At 72.0% G+C, this 17,168-nt stretch carries 13 protein-coding genes; 10 read left to right on the top strand and 3 right to left on the bottom strand.

Annotation, left to right across the window (positions count from 1 at the left end; translation table 11 throughout):
• Positions 1 to 2,361, bottom strand: coding sequence for a PQQ-dependent sugar dehydrogenase (locus WMF34_RS12080; RefSeq protein WP_437993388.1), 2,361 nt, complete (start codon positions 2,359 to 2,361; stop codon positions 1 to 3).
• 496 nt (positions 2,362 to 2,857) lie between these two features.
• Here WMF34_RS12080 and WMF34_RS12075 point away from each other — a divergent pair, with 496 nt between their 5' ends.
• The 3 genes from WMF34_RS12075 to WMF34_RS12065 are packed head-to-tail and all read left to right on the top strand — an operon-like array spanning position 2,858 to position 6,217.
• The gene (locus WMF34_RS12075; RefSeq protein ID WP_044964684.1) at positions 2,858 to 3,382 is read left to right on the top strand and encodes a hypothetical protein; all 525 of its coding nucleotides are present in this window, start codon (positions 2,858 to 2,860) and stop codon (positions 3,380 to 3,382) included.
• On the top strand, positions 3,363 to 3,740 hold the full coding sequence (locus tag WMF34_RS12070) for a hypothetical protein (protein ID WP_012234954.1): 378 nt from the start codon (positions 3,363 to 3,365) through the stop codon (positions 3,738 to 3,740). Before WMF34_RS12075 ends, WMF34_RS12070 begins: the two co-directional genes overlap by 20 nt.
• A 17-nt stretch (positions 3,741 to 3,757) precedes the next feature.
• Complete coding sequence (locus WMF34_RS12065) at positions 3,758 to 6,217, top strand: SpoIIE family protein phosphatase (RefSeq protein WP_437993387.1); 2,460 nt, start codon at positions 3,758 to 3,760, stop codon at positions 6,215 to 6,217.
• A 19-nt stretch (positions 6,218 to 6,236) separates the two neighbouring features.
• On the opposite strand, the gene WMF34_RS12060 is transcribed toward WMF34_RS12065, so the two are convergent.
• On the bottom strand, positions 6,237 to 8,405 hold the full coding sequence (locus WMF34_RS12060; RefSeq protein WP_162143984.1) for a serine/threonine protein kinase: 2,169 nt from the start codon (positions 8,403 to 8,405) through the stop codon (positions 6,237 to 6,239).
• Between the two features lie 189 nt (positions 8,406 to 8,594).
• On the opposite strand from WMF34_RS12060, the gene WMF34_RS12055 reads away from it, so the two are divergent.
• The 3 genes from WMF34_RS12055 (at position 8,595) to WMF34_RS12045 (ending at position 11,309) form a co-directional block, all read left to right on the top strand.
• Positions 8,595 to 9,518 carry an SIMPL domain-containing protein gene (locus WMF34_RS12055; protein ID WP_437993386.1) on the top strand — a complete coding sequence of 308 codons (924 nt, stop codon included), beginning with the start codon at positions 8,595 to 8,597 and terminating at the stop codon, positions 9,516 to 9,518.
• 150 nt (positions 9,519 to 9,668) lie between these two features.
• Positions 9,669 to 10,355 carry a hypothetical protein gene (locus WMF34_RS12050; RefSeq protein WP_437993385.1) on the top strand — a complete coding sequence of 229 codons (687 nt, stop codon included), beginning with the start codon at positions 9,669 to 9,671 and terminating at the stop codon, positions 10,353 to 10,355.
• Between the two features lie 72 nt (positions 10,356 to 10,427).
• Entirely contained in the window at positions 10,428 to 11,309 is an 882-nt protein-coding gene (locus tag WMF34_RS12045; RefSeq protein WP_437993384.1) for a tRNA1(Val) (adenine(37)-N6)-methyltransferase, read from the top strand.
• 124 nt (positions 11,310 to 11,433) lie between these two features.
• On the opposite strand, the gene WMF34_RS12040 is transcribed toward WMF34_RS12045, so the two are convergent.
• Positions 11,434 to 12,117 carry a hypothetical protein gene (locus tag WMF34_RS12040; protein ID WP_437993383.1) on the bottom strand — a complete coding sequence of 228 codons (684 nt, stop codon included), beginning with the start codon at positions 12,115 to 12,117 and terminating at the stop codon, positions 11,434 to 11,436.
• Positions 12,118 to 12,345: 228 nt separating this feature from the next.
• Here WMF34_RS12040 and WMF34_RS12035 point away from each other — a divergent pair, with 228 nt between their 5' ends.
• The 4 genes from WMF34_RS12035 to WMF34_RS12020 all read left to right on the top strand — a co-directional run bounded on the left by WMF34_RS12035 (position 12,346) and on the right by WMF34_RS12020 (position 16,747).
• Entirely contained in the window at positions 12,346 to 12,771 is a 426-nt protein-coding gene (locus WMF34_RS12035; RefSeq protein ID WP_437993382.1) for a nucleotide triphosphate diphosphatase NUDT15, read from the top strand.
• A gap of 114 nt (positions 12,772 to 12,885) precedes the next feature.
• Positions 12,886 to 13,146 (top strand): hypothetical protein, encoded by a 261-nt coding sequence (locus WMF34_RS12030; protein WP_044964680.1) that lies wholly within the window; start codon positions 12,886 to 12,888, stop codon positions 13,144 to 13,146.
• 753 nt (positions 13,147 to 13,899) lie between these two features.
• Complete coding sequence (locus WMF34_RS12025) at positions 13,900 to 15,393, top strand: protein kinase domain-containing protein (RefSeq protein WP_157906622.1); 1,494 nt, start codon at positions 13,900 to 13,902, stop codon at positions 15,391 to 15,393.
• Between the two features lie 124 nt (positions 15,394 to 15,517).
• Positions 15,518 to 16,747, top strand: a complete 1,230-nt coding sequence (locus tag WMF34_RS12020) for an ATP-binding protein (protein WP_437993381.1) — start codon at positions 15,518 to 15,520, stop codon at positions 16,745 to 16,747.
• The last annotated feature ends 421 nt before the right edge of the window (positions 16,748 to 17,168 follow it).

The raw sequence follows: 17,168 nt of genomic DNA, 5'->3' as shown, positions 1-17,168 counted from the left end.
TCACCTCGGATCGACGCGGAACACCTCGCCGGTCAGCATGACGACGTAAAGCTCGCCCGCGGCGTCCTCGCCGAACGAGGCCGCGGGCAGGCGCGACTCGAGGTCCGCCGTGATCTCCACGTGATCCCGCACCCTCGAGCCGTCCCACCGCAGCGTCCAGAAGCGGCGCGTCCCGTAGTCGCCGTAAACGTACCTTCCCTGGAGGCACGGAATCGCCGAGCCACGATAGACGTAGCCGCCCGTGATCGAGCCGCCCTCTCCGCTCGAGTGGCTGTGCTCCACGGCGGGCGCGACGCCGACGCGGAAGCACCCGGCGGCGACGCAGTGGTCGCCCTCCATCGCCGGCCACCCGTAATCGCGCCGCCCGGCGCGCGCCGGCTCGATGTCGAGCTCCTCCCAGGCGTTCTGTCCCACGTCGGCGATGTAGAGATCCCCCGTGCCCCGGTCGAAGCTGATGCGCCAAGGATTGCGCAGGCCGTAGTCCCAGACGAGCGGGTTCACGCCCGGGCCGGAGAGGTTGCCAGGCGGGCCGAGCCCGCTATCCACGTCGATCCGCAGGATCTTCCCGAGCGGAGACGAGAGATCCTTCGCTGGAGAGGCCGAATACGGCGTGACTGCCGCGTCGCCGACCGACGCGTAGAGGTAGCCGTCGGGGCCGAACGCGAGCGTGCCGCCCGCGTGGTTCCAGCCGCCGTGCCTCGCGTCGAGGAGCGTCCGGACAGGCACGCTCTCCGCCGACGTGTCGGCGACATCGGGGTTCGAGGCCGAGCGGCGGAACTCGGCGATCGTGACGTTGCCCGTGGGCGCGGCGGTGTAGAAGAGCCAGAACCTGCCGTTGTCCGCGTAGCCCGGGTGAAACGCCATCCCGAGCAGCCCGCCCTCCGCGGTCGGGCTGGGCGCGCACACGAGCGGGTTCGCGCTCGCCGGCCGCGACGGCGGGCACGATGTCCCGCCCCGGAGCTCGAGGAACGGGGTGGACCGGAGGACACCGTCCTTGATCAGGCGGACGACGCCCTCCTTTTCGAGGACGAACATCCTCGCTCGGTCGCCCGGCGGGCTCGCGAGGAAGACGGGCGTCGCCAGGCCGGCCGCGACCTGCGTGAGCTTCAGGCGCGGCACCCCGGCGCACGCGGCGCCGGAGCCGCCGCTGCCGGCGCCGACGCCGCCGGCGCCGTCGCTGCCGCTGGTACCGCTGCCGGAGCTCGCGCTCGTGCTGCTGGCGCCCCCGCTCGCGCCGCCCCCGCTCCCTGCCTCGGGCGGCGGCCCGAGGCCCTCGATCCAGGAGCGGACAGCCGCGAGGCCCGCCGCGTCGGCGGCGTCCGACGCGATCGGGGGCATCTGCGCCCTGGAGCCGCGGTGCTCCATCCGCCGCACGACGTCGCTCGACTCGGGATCTCCCGGCGTGATCCGGTAGAGCGCGCCGGGCTCCCAGAAGCTGGGTGTCACGCCCACGCCGGTCGTGTACGTATCGGTGCTCTCCACCGTTGTATTCGCCGCGAGGAGGCGTGTCCGCAGGGTCGCGACGCCGGTGCTGTTGTGGCAATTGCCGCAGTTCGCATGGAGATAGCCGAGCGCGGCGGCCGCCCGGGCGTCGCCCGGCGGGCGCACCCCTCCCCGCATCGGGACGGTGAGCCGCCCGGCGTCGCTCAGGGACGCCATCGTCTCGCCCGGTCCATCGTGGCTCAGCTGCAGCGCGCTGAAGCCGAGGACGCGCTCCGGGAGCTTTCCGTGGCACTCCCAGCAGTCCGCGGTCCGCGGGATGTCGTGCGCGGTCCCGCGCGCGTCCTCGACGCCCGCCTCGACGAGGAACGCGTCGTTCCTCGCCGGATCCCACGCGTACGCGGCGAACAGCCAGTCGTCGATGCCCGGCCCGAAACGGTGGATGAACCGCGTCTCCACGGCCACGCCCTCCGCGCGGAGCTCCTTCCAGAAGCGCGCGCCCACCGGCAGCGACCAGTGATCCATGTCGCTCGTGTCGACCGTGGAGCAGGGCGGCAGGTACACGAAGCGCCGCTTCGCCGCCCCGTCCGACCAGAGCTCGTGAGCAGGACGAAACTCACGTGTCCCCGCTGCCCGCGATCCCGTCGTGATGTCGGCGTAGAGCCCGGTCTCGGAGAGCCGCGCGGGCGGCAGCGGATCGGGCGGCATCGCGGCCCCGTCGGCGCACGGCTCACCATCGCTCGACAGCGCCGCCGAGGCCGCTCCGAGCGCCGCCGAATCCCCCTCTCCGACACCTGGAATCGCGCCGGCGGGGCGCTCGAGCTCGCCCTCCGTCCCGGGCGCGGTGCTGCAGCCGATCGCCGCCGCCGCGCCGGCGCCGGCCAGGACGCCGCGCATCACGAGAAAGGGGACACCCGTCATCGCCGCCAAGCGATGTGGGCGGCGGCGCGACGGCCCGAGTGGCCAGGGCGGCCCGAGCGAGAAGCATCGTTGTTCCATACAGCACTACCCTCCTTGCTGGGTCGCCCGGCCGGATGTTTCCCTCAGGTGAAGGCGTATGTGCGCGAGGCGCGCGGTGGCCGCACCGGATCCATGGACACACCTGGGCACCGATGGACGCCACGTTCGTCATCAACGAGCATGCCACTCCGCCGCGGGCAACGCGTCGCGTTATGCCCTGGAGGAAAGCGCGCCGCCGCGCGAACTGCGAAGCGCATCACATCCCGAGGTGAGAACCGCATTACATCGGAGGCGCGATGGCGGAGTTCGCTCCGTGTGCCCGCCTTCTTCCGCGCTCGCCCGCGCTCACGCGCTCACGAGCGCGGAACGAGAGAGGAACGAGCGCGGAACGAGAAGCCGCGCCGCCCGCGGAACTAGTGGTTGGATCCTGCGCGAGGGCGGCGTAATATAACAGATTGTGTCATCCCCCGAACCGACGCAGAGCGCCTCGCTATTCCTCTGCATCACCTTCTTTCCGAGCGAGCGCCTGGCGACGGCGGTGCTGCGGCTGGTGTCCAGCTTCTGCGGCGCGGTGCTGGACGACGCGAATGTGAGCTCGCGGTTCTACATGGCCGCGCACGAGCTCGCCGAGAACATCACCAAATACTCCACCGGCCCTCGCGTCAGCCTCGAGCTCGCGCTGGAGGAGGACGAGCGGTCGCACATCATGAAGATCCGCGCGCGCAACGAGGCGTCGCCGGAGCGGCTGCGAGAGGTCGAGAAGCGGCTGCTCGACCTGAAGACCGCGAGCGACCCGCTGAAGCACTACGACGACCTCATCACGGAGACAGCGATGGTCGAGGGCGTCTCCGGCCTGGGCCTCGCGCGCGTCCGCGCCGAGGGGGGGCTCGACGTCGACTACAAGATCGAGGGCAACGAGCTCACGATCATCGCGCACGCGCCGCTCGAGCGGTGGAGGATGAATGGACAGCCTAAGGGTTGATCGCATCACCACGGACAGCTTCGGCATCGAGCCGGCGCTGCTCGGCGATCGCCTGAGTATCAAGCTCACCGGGACGGGCGACATGGCGGCGGCCGCGCCGCTCGGCGCCTATTGCAAGGAGGTCCAGCACGAGGTCCGTCGCCTCTCGCTCGCAGCCGTCGAGTTCGACATACGCGCGCTGTACTTCCTGAACTCGAGCTGCCTGAAGGCGTTCATCGCCTTCATCTCCGGCGTCACCGGCCAGGGCCCCAGCTGCAAGATCCGGTTCGTCACGGACGCGAGGCTCGGATGGCAGCGGCGGAGCCTGGCGGCCCTGGAGCGCATGTCCCCCGGCCTCGTCTCCATCCACGACAAGTGAACGGGGAGCGATAGATCATGGCGGCGAAGCGCCACACGATCGCCCTCCTGACCGACTACCTCTGCGGCGAGTACCAGTCCGAGGCGCGCTTCGGGGTCGAGCGCGCGGCCGAGGCGCACGACGTCAACCTCATCGTGGCCTTCGGCGAGACGCGCGCCCGCCAGGGCTACACGCTGGACGCCCGGGGCGGGATCTATTCGCTCATCGGCGCGACGACGGTCGACGGGGCGGTGATCATGTCGTCGGCGCTCACGAACCACATCGGCCCCGAGGGAGCGCACGAGTTCTGCCGGTCGCTCGCGTCCTTGCCCGTGTGCAGCGTGGGGCTCGCGCTGGACGGCGTCCCGAGCGTCATCGTCGACAACGCGGTCGGGGGGGAGGCGGCGGTCGCGCACGTGCTCGACGACCACGCGTGCAAGCGCGTCGCCTACATCAGCGGGCCGGCCCACAACGAGGAGGCGAAGCTGCGCGCCGTGGCGTACCGGAGGGCCCTCGAGGCGCGCGCGCTCCCCTATGACGAGCGCCTCTTCGTGTACGGCGATTTTCTGATCGACGGCGGCCGCCGCGCGATGCGCGAGCTCCTCGGGCGCAGGGTCGAGTTCGATGCCGTCGTCGCCGGCAACGACAACATGGCCCTCGGCGCGATGGACACGCTGAAGGCGCACGGGATCGACATCCCTCGCGACGTCCTCGTGTGCGGGTTCGACGACGTCGCCGTCTCGCGCGTCACGAGGCCGTCGTTGACGACCGTCCGCCATCCGATCAAGGAGCTCGGGGCGCTCGCCGTCGAGACGGTCGTGCGCCAGCTCCGCGGCGAGCGTGTGCCGGAGTGCAGCCTCCTCCCCGTCGAGCTCACGCGGCGCGAGTCGTGCGGCTGCGGCTACTACGCTGCCCTCCCGCGCGCGACCGGGGCGCCTCCGCGCCGCGAGCCGCTCTCCCTCGCCGCGCAGCGGGAGCCGCTGGAGCGCGCGCTCGCGCGGTGCGTGACCGTCCCGGCGGCGTCGCGTGAGGCCTGGCCCCGAGCGCTGCTGTCGGCGCTCGAGGAGGAGCTGGCCGGGCGGGAGGACAGCTTCGTGACGGCGCTCCAGGACCTCCTCGACGCGGCGGCGCGCGAGGGCGTCGCCCTCGACCAGTTCCAGGGCGCGATCACGCTGCTCCGCGCGAAGATCGGCCGGACGCCCGGCGGCGCCCCCGACGACCGCCTCGAGCGGCTCTGGCACACGTGCCGCATCCTCATCAGCCACGCCTCCGTGCGCGCCGAGGGCGAGAAGCGGCTGTACCTGGAGCGCGCGTCGGTCAACCTCAGCTGGACCGGGATGTTCTTCTCGACCTGCCTCGGCATGCCCACCCTCCGGCGCACGCTCGCGGCGGAGCTGCCGAAGCTGGATCTCACGCACGTCGCCATATCGCTCTTCGACGATCCCCAGCGCGCCACCCTGCAGTCGCTCTTTCTGATGGAGAACAGCCGCGAGGTGGAGCCGCCGCCCGCGAGCTTCGCGGCCTCGTGCCTCGCGCCGCCCGGCTTCCTGAGCTCGTCGGAGCGCTGGAGCGTCGTCGCGATGCCGCTCACGTTCGGCGAGACGGAGCACTACGGCATCGCGCTCGTCAACGGCGGCGCGAACGAGATGGTCTACGACGCGGCGCGCCTCCAGATCGGCTCTGCGATGAAGGCGGTGTCGATGCACCGGGAGATCGTCCGGCACGTCGAGGTACGCGAGCGGCTGGAGCAGGAGAGGGTCCACCAGGAGACCCTGGTCGCGAAGCACATCCAGACCACGCTCGTCCCGGCCCACCTGCATGTGGAGGGGCTCGAGCTCTCCGCGATGATGCGGCCGGCCGCGGAGGTCGGCGGCGACTACTACGACGTGCTCCCCACGCGGGACGGCGGGTGGCTCGGGATCGGCGACGTGGCGGGGCACGGGCTCGTGGCGGGCCTCGTCATGTTGATGATCCAGAGCATGGTCGCGGCCATGACGCGCAGGGATCCGGGCGCCCGACCGGGCGAGGTCGTCTCGGCGCTCAACCGGGCGATCTACGACAACATCCGCGACCGGCTGAAGCGCGACGAGCACGCGACCCTGCTGCTGCTGCGCTACGAGCGCGGCGGGCGGGTGACGTTCGCGGGCGCGCACGACGACATCATCGTGTGCCGCGCGAGGACGCGGAGGAGCGAGTGCATCCCGAGCTCCGGCGTGTGGGTCGGCGTCCTGCCGTCCATCGACGCGATGACCAGGGACGCCGAGCTCCTCCTCGAGGACGGCGACCTGCTCGTGCTCTACAGCGACGGGGTGACGGAGGCGCGCAACGCGCACCGGGAGCAGTTCGGGCTCTCGCGGCTCTGCGCCACCGTCGAAGCCGCCCAGGACGCGCCTGTCGACGACATCCGCGACCGGATCCTGCGGGAGGTCGACGGCTGGTGCCCGAGCCCTGACGACGACATCACGATCGTCGTGGGCAGGTACCGCGCGCCGCGGTGATCGCGGCTCACCGGGCTCGTCAGCCGGTGACGCGGCCCTCGATGATCCCGCCGTCCGCGGTGATGGCGACGACCACCTCGCCGTCGACGAACAGCGACACCACCGGGCCGACCCAGGCGTCGTTCTCCCAGACGCACTCCCACACCCCGGCCATGGGCGGGATGCCGCCGCGCCGCACCCAGATGCGCCCCGCGCTGCCCGCCCAGGCGCGCCCCTCCGCGTCGATCGTCGCGGCCGACAGGGCGCGCCGCGGCTCGATGATCTCCGTGAAGACGCTCTGCCCGTACCGCCAGACGACGCTGCCCTCCGCGCCGACGGCGATGCCCACGCCGAGATCGGGCCGCCCGGCGCACGCGACGAACGCCCGCGCCGGCGGCGCCGGGATGCGCTCCAGGTGCCAGTCGAGCGGCGCGTAGAGCGCGACCAGCCCCTCGCCCTTGGTCGACCGGCCGACGACCAGCCACCGCTCGTCCTCGACGCGCGCGACCGCGGCGAGGAGCGCGACGCCGTCGGCCGGCATCGGCCGCAGCCAGCGCTTGGCGATGAACGCGTGGAGGAGCGGCCGCGGATCGTTCGGCGTCGTCGAGACGAGGATGCCCATGTCCTCGAGGTCGCCGCTCAGCGCGACGTGGCTCTGCGGCTCTCCCGGCAGCTGGAAGACGCCCGTCACGCCGCCCGTCGTGTACACCGCGAGCGTCGAGGCGTCGCCGCCGATGAGCCACCGGCCGGGCCCGATCCGGTGCACGAAGCGCACGCCCTGCGGGCTCGGGAGGCCGCCGGACGACGCCTCGCTCCAGCTCGTCCCGTTCCAGAAGAGCAGCCCCCCCGTGCCCGCCGCGAGGCACCGGCCGTAGCCGTCCCAGGCCACGCTCCGGATGACCGAATCGAGGCTCGGGTGGTGGAGCACGCTCCACGTCCAGCGCTCGACGACCGCCGACAGGCGCGGCGCGGGCTCCCGCGAGGCGCGCGGGGGCGCGCTGATGATCTCGGCCTCGAGCGGGCGGTCCTGGCTCGGGCGCTCGGCGGCCTTGGCGTTTCGCGGCGACAGCAGCGTCTGGCCGAGCTCCCCCTTGAGCTGCACGGGCGCCTTCAGGTGCGTGGACGGGACGGTCATCGGGCCGACCTCCTCCGCGGCGCGCACGCGCGGTTCCCCCGCGCTCGCCACGATCCGCTGCTCCAGCGCGGAGATCGGCGACGCGGGGCGGAGGTACGGCGAGAGCATCGCGGCCACGGCCACCGCCTCCTGGAGGCGCTCCTGCGCCTCGCCGGTGGACGCCCAGCGGAGCGCGAAGTCGATCGACTTGCACGCCTGGTCGTTGCCGCGCAGCGCCGGGTGGAGCCACCGCGTCTCGACGATGCTCCGGCGCGTGCGCGCCATGGCGGCCATGAGCGCCTGCGCCTGCGACTCCGCGATGATGTACTCCTCGCCCGTCAGCAGGAAGAAGATGACGGACGCTAGGTTGAAGATGTCGGTCCACGGGCCGATCGTGCTCGGATCGGCGGACAGCATCTCCGGCGGCACGACCCCGGCGTTGCCGACGACGCCGGCCATGATCGTCTCGCGGATGCCGCGCGGCCGCGCCATGCCGAAGTCGCTGATCTTGAACAGCTCGTCGTCGCCGGATCCGCAGCAGAGGATGCTCTCCGGCGTGAGCTGCCGGTGGACGACGCCGACGTCGTGCACCGCCGACAGCCCGCTCGTGATGCACTCGATGGCGCGCGTCGCGCGCGCCGGATCGAACGCGTGGCCCGTGGCCTGGATGGTCCCCTGCACCCGCTGCCGGAGCGTCACGCCCTGGACGCCGCCGTGCACGTACTCGATGGTGATCCAGGGGAGGTTGAGCGCCTTCGTGCCGCGGCGGACCTCGAACGTGCCGGTATCGATGAGCCGGACCACGAAGGGGGTCGGAGGGACCTGCTCGTTGAGGCGGCCGAGGGACACCGCCTCTTTCTTCACGATGACGGCCGCTGACGGACCCAGCTGCCTGAAGAGCGACGGCCGGAGGATCTTGACGACCACGGGCGTCTCGCCTTCGGGCGCGGTGCGGACCGCGTAGAACGAGACGAACATCGCCCCGGCCCCGGCGCGCGACACGATCCGGTAGCCGATGCTTGGCGAGAGGTCGCTGGCGATCGTGGCACCCTGCAGACCTCCGAGGGCCTCTTCATCGCTGGGTATTGTGAGCACGTGAACGACCATAGCGCACCCGGCGCGGCGTGGAACAACTTGCCGAGGGGGAGCAACGCCGCCGCCTCGGGCGTCGCCGGCGCGGCTCGGCAAGCGGCCCGTCGGTCTGCCTGCTCGCGGCGGCGAGCGCGCGGGCGCCGAAGCGCGCGTCCCCTGTAAGCCGGCCTGGGCGGCGCGCGTTGCACGGGCATGAAGAACCAGCGCTCCCTGTCCCGCGCGTACCTCGCCGGGCTCATGCTTTCGGTCACACCGCTGCTCGCCGCGTGCGCGGCGCAGGCGACGCCGCCCGTGGCCGCCGCTCCGGAGGTCAACACCATCACGGTCGTCGGCCGCGGCGACGTCAGCGCGAGGCCTGACGTCGCCCGGGCCCAGATGGGCATCGAGGTGATGGCGCCGACGGTGCACGAGGCGACGAAGCTCGCCGCGGCGCGCATGACCGAGATCCTCGCCGCGCTCAAGAACGCCGGCCTGGCCGAGAAGGATATCCAGACCAGCAACTACTCCATCCAGCTCGTGCGGCAGCCCGACGTGCCGCCCTGGATGGCCATGGGCCACGCGCAGCCCGCCCCGGCGGTCGCGCCGGCGCCGGCGGCCCCGGCCGCGGCGCCCGCGGCGCCCGCGGGGCGCGGACCGAAGGCGCCTCAGCCGCCCGCGCCGAAGCCGCCGCCTGCCGACCTGGCGCCGGCAGCGCCGCCTCCGCCGACGCACGTCTATCAGGTGAGCAACACCGTGATGGTCGTCATCCGCAAGCTCGATCAGGTCGGGGCGGTGCTCGACGCCGCCGTGGCCGCCGGCGCGAACAACGTCTGGGGCGTCTCGTTCGGCCTCGACGCGACCGACCCGCTCGAGGCGCGCGCTCGGGAGAAGGCGATCGCGGACGCGCGGGCTCGCGCCGAGGCGCTCGCCAAGCTCCAGGGCGTCTCGCTCGGCCCCGTCGTCTCGATCAGCGAGGTCGTCGAGCACGGCCCCGTCTACGCCCCCCGCGCCGCGCTCGCCTCCGGCGGGTACTCCGCGGACATGGGGACGCCCGTGTCGTCCGGCGAGGTCCCGTTCGGCACGCAGGTGAAGGTCGTCTACGCGCTGGAGCGCGCGCCGGCGGGCCCGCGCAAGTGACGCCGCGGCGCGAAGGGAGGGGCCGCGGGCGCGCCTGCCCGCGCGGCGGCGGTCGGATTCCAGCTAGATCAACCGCGCGTCGCCCCAATGGGTAAAGTCCCAGCACCCAGCACGGACCCCACCCCCCAATCGGCCCCTGCACAGCGCACCATGATCGCTCCGTCTCGCCCTTCCCTTCGCCGTGCCCCTGTCCTCGCGGCGCGCCCGCGTCGCTCCGCCGCGCTCGCTCGCTCGTTCGCGGCGGCGGCGCTCGCCGCCTCGACCACGGGCTGCCTCGTGCTCGAGCCGCCGACGTACGAGCACCCCGAGCGGACCGCGCCGGTGCTCACGGCGGCCTTCCCTCCCCAGCACATACCCGTGTACATCGTCGAGCAGCAGGACAGCTTCAAGAATTTCGGCGCGACGGTGCTATCCGAGGACAACGGCACCCCTCTGCAGGGCGTCCTGTACATCGATTATGGGCGGCGCAGCAGTGACGATACCCCGTTCCCGCTCCCGTTCCGGAGGGTCACGTTCCCACGAGTGTTCCCAGCCGGGACCATGGCTGGCGGACAGCGCCCCTTCGAGCTCACGTGGGATCTCACGACGCCAATCCCGGCAGAGGGGGTGACGCCGGAGAAGGAGTGCCACACGATCACCATGATTGCATCGCACGCCTTCAACAAGTGCAGTTGCGCGGCCGACCCGGACGACATGAGCTCGCTCACCTGGCAGATCATCCACTGCAATCCGAACGAGCCGACCTGCCCCAAGTCGTGCCCTCCGCTGGATTGCGAGACCACCCCGTGCCTCTTCTGCGATGATCCCTCGCTCGAGGATGGCTGCAAGAACCACTGACGCCGCGGGGCCGCGCGCTCGGGGGGGATTGCGCGCGCCCCTGACGCCGCGGGGGCGTGGTACATGGGGTCGATGATCGCTCCCCCTGATGTCCAGCCCTCTCTCGCGCCGCGCGGCGGGGTCGTGCGCCCTGCGCGCCGGCCGCCCGGGTGGGTCGCCCCTGGGCCGCGGCCGGCGACGCCGGATCGCCCGGAGGTCTGGCCCGGCCCGGGCGAGGATCTCTGCTATCTCTCGGGCGATTTCCGGATCCTGCAGCGGCTCGACGGGCACCGCTGGTCGGCCGACGACCTCGTGACCGCCTGGTTCGCGGCCGAGCGGGTCGCGCACGCGCCCCCGCGCCGCACGGTCGATCTCGGCTGCGGCATCGGCACGGTGCTCCTGTTCACCGCGTGGCGCTTCCCGGACGCGCGCTGCGCGGGCGTGGAGGCGCAGGAGGTGAGCGCCTCGATGGCGCGGCGCTCGGTCGCGTGGAACGGCGTCGACGCGCGCGGCGAGGTCCGGTGGGGGGACCTGCGCGATCCGGCGGTGCTCGACGGGCTCGTGCCCGCGGAGCTCGTGACGGGGACGCCGCCGTACCTGCCGGTCGGCACCGGCATCGAGTCCGCTCGGCTCCAGTGCGGGCCGTGCCGCTTCGAGCACCGCGGCGGCGTGGAGGACTACTGCGTCGCGGCCGCGCGGCTGCTCGCTCCCGGCGCGCCGTTCGTGGCCTGCGCGGCGGCGCGGCAGCGGCCCCGCGTCGAGGCGGCGGCGGCGGCGGCCGGGCTCGCGCTCGAGGCGTGGCGGGACGTCGTGCCCAAGGAGGGCAAGGCGGCCTTGTTCTCTGTCTATGCCCTGCGCCACGCCGAGGCCGTGGCGTCGTGCCATGACGAGCCGCCGCTCGTGCTGCGGGGCCGGAACGGGCGCTTCACCGAGGAGTTCGACGCGCTCCGCCGGACGATGGGCATGCCGGTATGACCCGGGCTCCTGCGCGGGTGTGTCGGCGGGTGCTCACCGCCTCATCGCGGAGCGCACGAACCTGCGCCCCGCGATAGAATAGGACAGCCTCCTTTGCCGGCGGATCCGCCTCGTTCGCCGGCCGTCAGCTCGGCTGTGATACGAGCGGAAGGGTCATGGTCTGCGCGCGGAGCAGCGGCCGTCCGTCGCGCGACAGGAGCGCATCCTTCGCTTGCTGGCCCTGTGCCGTGCGCGGTCGCGCCGGGCGCGCCGGCTTGTCTCCGGGCTCGGGCGCAGGCGCAGGCGCAGGCTCGGCGGACACCCTCTCGACAGGGGCCTCCCATGCGTGTCGGGTCCCGCCGGCCTCGTTGGCCTGGAAGAACACGGCACGGAGCGCCCTCCCCTCGACGTCCGTCTCCACGGCCATCATCCAGAACCACGGGCCATCCGGCTCGGTTTCCTGCCCCATGAACGAGAAGGCCATCTGTCGCGACTCCGAGCGGCGACCGTGCTCGCTGCGCGCGGCCTCGAGGTGCCGCTGCGAGGGTTTGTCGGCCGGACCGCGGTACACGCGCACGGCGACGCCCTCGATGTGCGGCATGAAATAGAGCCCGTCTCGATGGACGGACAGCCAGGGGTGTTTTCCGCTCTCTGCCAGCTTGCAGAGGGAATGACCGAACCGCTCGTGCGCCTTGCAGCCGATGCCCCAGCTGGTGTCACCCTCCTCGCGGTTCGCCTCGCTGAACGCCTTGTTGCGGACATCGACCGCCGTCTGCGCCAGGAGGACGAGCCGGCTCTGCTGGAGGACGGGGTTCAGCTCCCAGGGCAAGGACGCATCCATCGTGTCTGGCACGGTACGCGTGTTCACTGAAAAGTCAATCGGGACCGGCGCTTGCACGTGCGCGGGGTGGCTCCGTGGGCGGGGTGGCTCCGTGCGCGGCGCGGCTGGCGCGGCGGGTCGACCCGACGCCTCCCGAGCGGCGCCGCTGCGCGCCGTGCTAGAGCGCGCTCCACGCACGACGGCGTCGCGTGCGGGGAGGTGTCCTTGGGAGAGGCGATGGTCGGAGGGAACGCCGCGGAGCGACCGCTGGTGGGCGTGGGCGTGATGCTGGTGCGCGACGGGCGCGTGCTGCTCGCGCGGCGCCGCGGGAGCCACGGCGACGGCAGCTACTCGTGGTGCGGCGGCCACCTCGAGCTCGGCGAGTCGTTCGAGGACTGCGCCGCCCGCGAGGTGCGCGAGGAGAGCGGCCTTGTCGTCAGGAAGCTCTCCTTCCTGTGCCTCAGCAACATCCTCGCCTACGGCAAGCACTATGTGGACATCCAGCTCCTCGCGGAGGAGTTCGACGGCGAGCCCGAGGAGCGCGAGCCCCACAAGATCGCCGGCTGGGGCTGGTACCCGCTCGACGCGCTGCCCACCCCGCTGTTCCGCCCGGTGGAGCTGGCCATCGCGAGCTACCGCAGCGGCCGCCGCTACAATCCCTGATCCCGGCCTCCTGCGCGCGCAGGACGGCGCCGCCGGCGCGGGGCGCCGTCCGGGCAAGCGTGGCCAGACCCGCCTGCCTGGTTGGCCGCATTTCCTTTTTTGGGACGCAGGCTCATGACGCCCGGCAACCCCTTCTTCGCCATTCAGTTCCTCCTCTCGCTGCATGAAGAGCGCCTGATTCAGCTCGGCCGGCTCCTCTTGTCTCGGTCGCCAGAGCAGGGGATCGCAGAGCGGGCCTTCGATGTCGCAAACCAGCTCAATCACGGCGCCCACCTCCTCACGGACCCGCGCGAGAAGGAGGCGCTCTGCCGGCTCAACCTCCTCGCGGGGACCAAGGCAAAAGCCTCGGTGGCGCGCGGGCGCTCATCGGCCTGATCGCCGAGTCGTTCCCCATCGTATACACCTCGCGACCAGCGCTCTGGGCCCTGCTCACCGCCAAGGGGGTGAGCGTCTCTCTGCAGCGCGGGCACGCCGAAGAGTCCTCCTTCATCTATAGTAATTACGGCATGGTGCTGGTCTCGATCTACCGCGACATCCCGCGCGCGCTTCAGTTCTCCGAGATGGCGCTCAAGCTGAGAGCGTCCTCATGGCCATTCGAGTATAGCCATTCCGATTCACGTCGGCCTTCGGAAAGCCCCTCACCGCCGGACGGTTACTCCCTCGGCAACCGCCTTTCCGCCGACAGGCAGGCATGCGGCCCGGCTCTGCCTGCAAGCCCACGACCGAGGTGATCGTGACGACCCTGCCGCCGTGCTGGTTCGCCCGTCGCCATGCTCGGCCGCGATCCTGGCGGAGGAAGCGCTCCAGGCGGGGACGCTCGACCTCGCGCACCCGACCGCGCGGGCGCTCCTGCTCTGGCACGCCGCCGAGGAGATCGAGCACGAGGCCGTCGCCCGTACCTCGCAGGGATCGACGCCCTCGGAGCGCCCGACGGCCTGGCCCGCCGGCGAGCGCGGCGCAAAGCCACGGTCGCCGCGCAGCGTGGCATCCTGCCACAGCAGCGACATCCCGCCTGACCGTGACGCGCCCGCGAGGCGCCGTCAGACCGCCGCGTGCACCGCGCTTCGCAGCTGGAGCGCGTGTCGCTCTCCGTTGATAGGCATGCGCAGGGCACGTATCATGCGCACCATGGCAGACGCGGCGGACGGCTCGCCCGGCTTCAGCTCTGGAAGCGCGAACGGCGGCGATCCCCCCGCGCCGCTCGCGCCCGACGCCGCGGATACGCTGCAGGGCGTCGACACCGTGGTGCGCGACCGTCCCCCCACGCGGGCGGAGCCGCCGGCCGAGCGGAACGGCGACGGCTCCACGCTGAGCGACGAGGACCTCTGGCGGGCCGCGGCGCGCTCGAGCCTGCACGAGGGAGGCAGCCCGGTTCAGGTGCCGCCCGAGGGCACGTTGCTCGGAGGGGTCTATCGCATCGTCGGTCGCCTCGGAGAGGGGGCGATGGGCGTCATCCTCCTGGCGCGCGACGAGCAGCTCCAGCGGGACGTCGCCATCAAGCTGCTCCGGCCGGAGCAGCTCGACAACGCGCAGATGCAGGCCCGCCTGCTGGCGGAGGCGCGGGCGATGGCGCGCGTCCACCACCCGAACGTCGTCGAGATCTATGCGTTCGGCGAGTATGAAAACGCGCCGTATTTCGTCATGCAGTACGTGCCTGGGGTCACGCTCGACACGCATGTCCACAGCAAGGGGGGCCGGCTCGGCCTCGACGAGGCGCTGAGCGTCCTCGACCAGGCCTGCCTCGGCGTCGCGGCGATCCACGCCTCGGGCATCGCCCACCGCGACGTGAAGCCGAGCAACATCCTCGTCGGCCAGGCCCTCCGCGTCGTGGTGGCCGATCTCGGGCTCGCGAAGCGGATCCCCCGCGGCGATCGGGTCGAGCTCGCCTTCTCCGGCACCCCGGCGTACCTGGCGCCGGAGGTGGCGCTGGGCCGGCAGCTCGATCCGGCGCTGCTGCCGCGCATCGACGTCTACGCCCTCGGGGTGGTCGCGTACTACCTGCTCGCCGGCCGCCTGCCGTTCCAGAGCACGAGCACGGTGGATCTGGTCATGCAGCACGCGTATCAGCCCCCGATCCCGCCGAGCGAGATCTGCCCTGATCTGCCGCCGTCGTTCGACGCGCCGGTGCTCGCGGCGCTGGCCAAGGAGCCCGACCAGCGCACGGCGAGCGCGGAGGCGCTGCGCGAGGCGCTGCTCGACGCGCGCGGCGCCCTGCCGGCGTACGCGCGCACGACGCGCGTCCTGGTCGCCGACGACAGCCCGTCGTTCCGCAGCTTCCTCGCCAGCGTCCTCGCGGAGGCGCTGCCCGGCGCGGCCATCGAGACCGCGCCCGACGGCGCCGCGGCGCTCTCGGCCATCGAGGCGAACCGCCCGTCGCTCGGCGTGTTCGACCTCGACATGCCCGGGCTGGACGGCATCGCGCTCACGGCGGCGGTGCGCCAGCTCCCACAAGGGGATTTCCCGATCATCGTGGCGACCGGGACCGGGGGCGCGGCCGACTGGCAGTGCCTGTCGCGCCTCGGCGCGTCGGCGTTCCTCGTCAAGCCGTTCGACGCGGGGCAGCTCATCACCCTGGCGCGCGCGCTCGTGGGCGTCGCGGAAGAGCAGAAGCGCCGGCCATGAGGGGCGGGGCGAAGACCCGGGCCTCCGCCGCGGCGGGGGTAGAACCGGCGGCGTGGCGCGAAGCTTGCCGGCGGGAGAGCGCCGATGTCCGGCGTGGTCGAGGCTCCCGATGAACGACAGCGCGATGAAGGTCCTGCTTGTGGATGACGACGAGGTCGACCACCTCGTCACGCGGAGGCTCCTCCGCGACGCTCCCCGCACCCGGTACGACGTGACGTGGCTGAGCAGCTCGGACGAGGCGATCCGGGCGCTGCGCGCCGGCGGCTACGACGTCTGCCTCCTCGACTTCCGGCTCGACGCCCGGACGGGCCTCGACGTCGTGCGCGAGGCCAACCACGTCGGCTGCGCGATCCCCATCATCATGCTGACGGGGGTCGGCGACGAGGAGATCGACATGGCCGCGATGAGCGCGGGCGTCGCCGATTACCTGGTGAAGGGGAGGTTCGACGCGCAGATCCTCGAGCGCACGATCCGCTACGCCATCGAGCACAAGCGGAGCCAGCTCAAGCTCAAGCAGTACGCCGACACGCTGGAGGAGAGCAACCGGCAGCTCCTCCAGATGCACGAGGAGCTCGCGGCGAAGAACGCGGAGCTGGTCCGGCTGAACGAGGAGAAGAACCGCTTCGTCGGCATGGCGGCCCACGACCTCAGGAACCCGCTCGGCGTCATCCTGGGCTACAGCGATTTCATGCTGATGAGCCACCGGCGCGGGGAGCCGTCGTCGCTGCTCAAGGAGGGCGGCGTCGAGATCGTCAACATGATCAGGAGCTCGAGCAAATTCATGCTCTCGCTCATCAACGATCTGCTCGACGTGTCGATGATCGAGCTCGGCAAGCTGAACCTCGACAGGAAGAGCACCGATATCGTCCAGCTCGTCGAGTCCAACGTGGCGCTCAACATGGTGCTGGCGGGGCAGAAGAACATGGAGCTCGTCGTCGAGAGCGACGAGGGCGTCCCGCGGGTCGAGGTCGACGCCCACAAGCTGGAGCAGGTGCTCAACAACCTCATCAGCAACGCCATCCACTACTCGCCTCCGGGCACGACCATCCGCGTCCGGGTCCACGGCGGCCGGGGGGAGGACGCCGGCGGGGGGGCCGAGGTGATCCTGTCGGTGAAGGACGAGGGGCCCGGGATCGCGGCGGAGGACCTCGGGAAGCTCTTCCGGCCGTTCGGGCGGGCGAGGACGGTCAGCACCGGGGGGGAGCGCTCGACGGGCCTCGGGCTGGCGATCGCGCAGCGGGTCGTCGAGGGCCACGGCGGGCGGATCTGGGTGGAGAGCGTTGTCTCGAAGGGGTCGACGTTCTTCGTGGCGCTGCCGGTGGCGCGGGCGGAGGAGAAGGAAGAGGCCGCGTGACCGGCGCGCGACGAGCGCTGGCCCCACGCCGCTCGACGTCACGATAGAAGGCGTCGAGCGCCCCGCAGACCGGCTCGGGTCGACGGCAACCAGCGCTGTCCGAGCCGTCGTGTGGGCAGACGCCGCCACATGTGAGCTTCCGGCGCTCCGCTCCACCCAAGAACCCATCCTGCGTCATGCGGAGCCATCCGCTCTGCCTCCGTTCCGTCAGAGCATTCCACGTTGAGCGGCTCCTCCAGAAGGTGGATACTCCACTGGATGCAAGCTTACGGTCCGAGGTAGCGCAAAGCCGCGAAGACCGGCTCGATCGCGGGATGCGCCGTGCCGGACGCGCCCTCGACCGCTCGCCGGAGACTCGCCGCACCGCCGCCCTCGGACCGCGACGTTCCGACCACGTTGAACCGTGGTTGACCCATCGATG

The sequence above is a fragment of the Sorangium sp. So ce145 genome (assembly GCF_051525985.1).
Lineage (GTDB): Bacteria > Myxococcota_A > Polyangia > Polyangiales > Polyangiaceae > Sorangium > Sorangium cellulosum_B.
Note: the sequence above shows the minus strand (reverse complement) of the source record. Positions and strands in the feature narration are given on the sequence as shown.

Coding starts and splice junctions, on each gene's coding strand:
- WMF34_RS12080 (WP_437993388.1), bottom strand. CDS start 2,361: ATGACGGGTGTCCCCTTTCTCGTGATGCGCGGCGTCCTGGCCGGCGCC.
- WMF34_RS12070 (WP_012234954.1), top strand. CDS start 3,363: ATGGACAGCCTAAGGGTTGATCGCATCACCACGGACAGCTTCGGCATC.
- WMF34_RS12065 (WP_437993387.1), top strand. CDS start 3,758: ATGGCGGCGAAGCGCCACACGATCGCCCTCCTGACCGACTACCTCTGC.
- WMF34_RS12055 (WP_437993386.1), top strand. CDS start 8,595: ATGAAGAACCAGCGCTCCCTGTCCCGCGCGTACCTCGCCGGGCTCATG.
- WMF34_RS12050 (WP_437993385.1), top strand. CDS start 9,669: ATGATCGCTCCGTCTCGCCCTTCCCTTCGCCGTGCCCCTGTCCTCGCG.
- WMF34_RS12045 (WP_437993384.1), top strand. CDS start 10,428: ATGATCGCTCCCCCTGATGTCCAGCCCTCTCTCGCGCCGCGCGGCGGG.
- WMF34_RS12035 (WP_437993382.1), top strand. CDS start 12,346: ATGGTCGGAGGGAACGCCGCGGAGCGACCGCTGGTGGGCGTGGGCGTG.
- WMF34_RS12030 (WP_044964680.1), top strand. CDS start 12,886: ATGACGCCCGGCAACCCCTTCTTCGCCATTCAGTTCCTCCTCTCGCTG.
- WMF34_RS12025 (WP_157906622.1), top strand. CDS start 13,900: ATGGCAGACGCGGCGGACGGCTCGCCCGGCTTCAGCTCTGGAAGCGCG.
- WMF34_RS12020 (WP_437993381.1), top strand. CDS start 15,518: ATGAAGGTCCTGCTTGTGGATGACGACGAGGTCGACCACCTCGTCACG.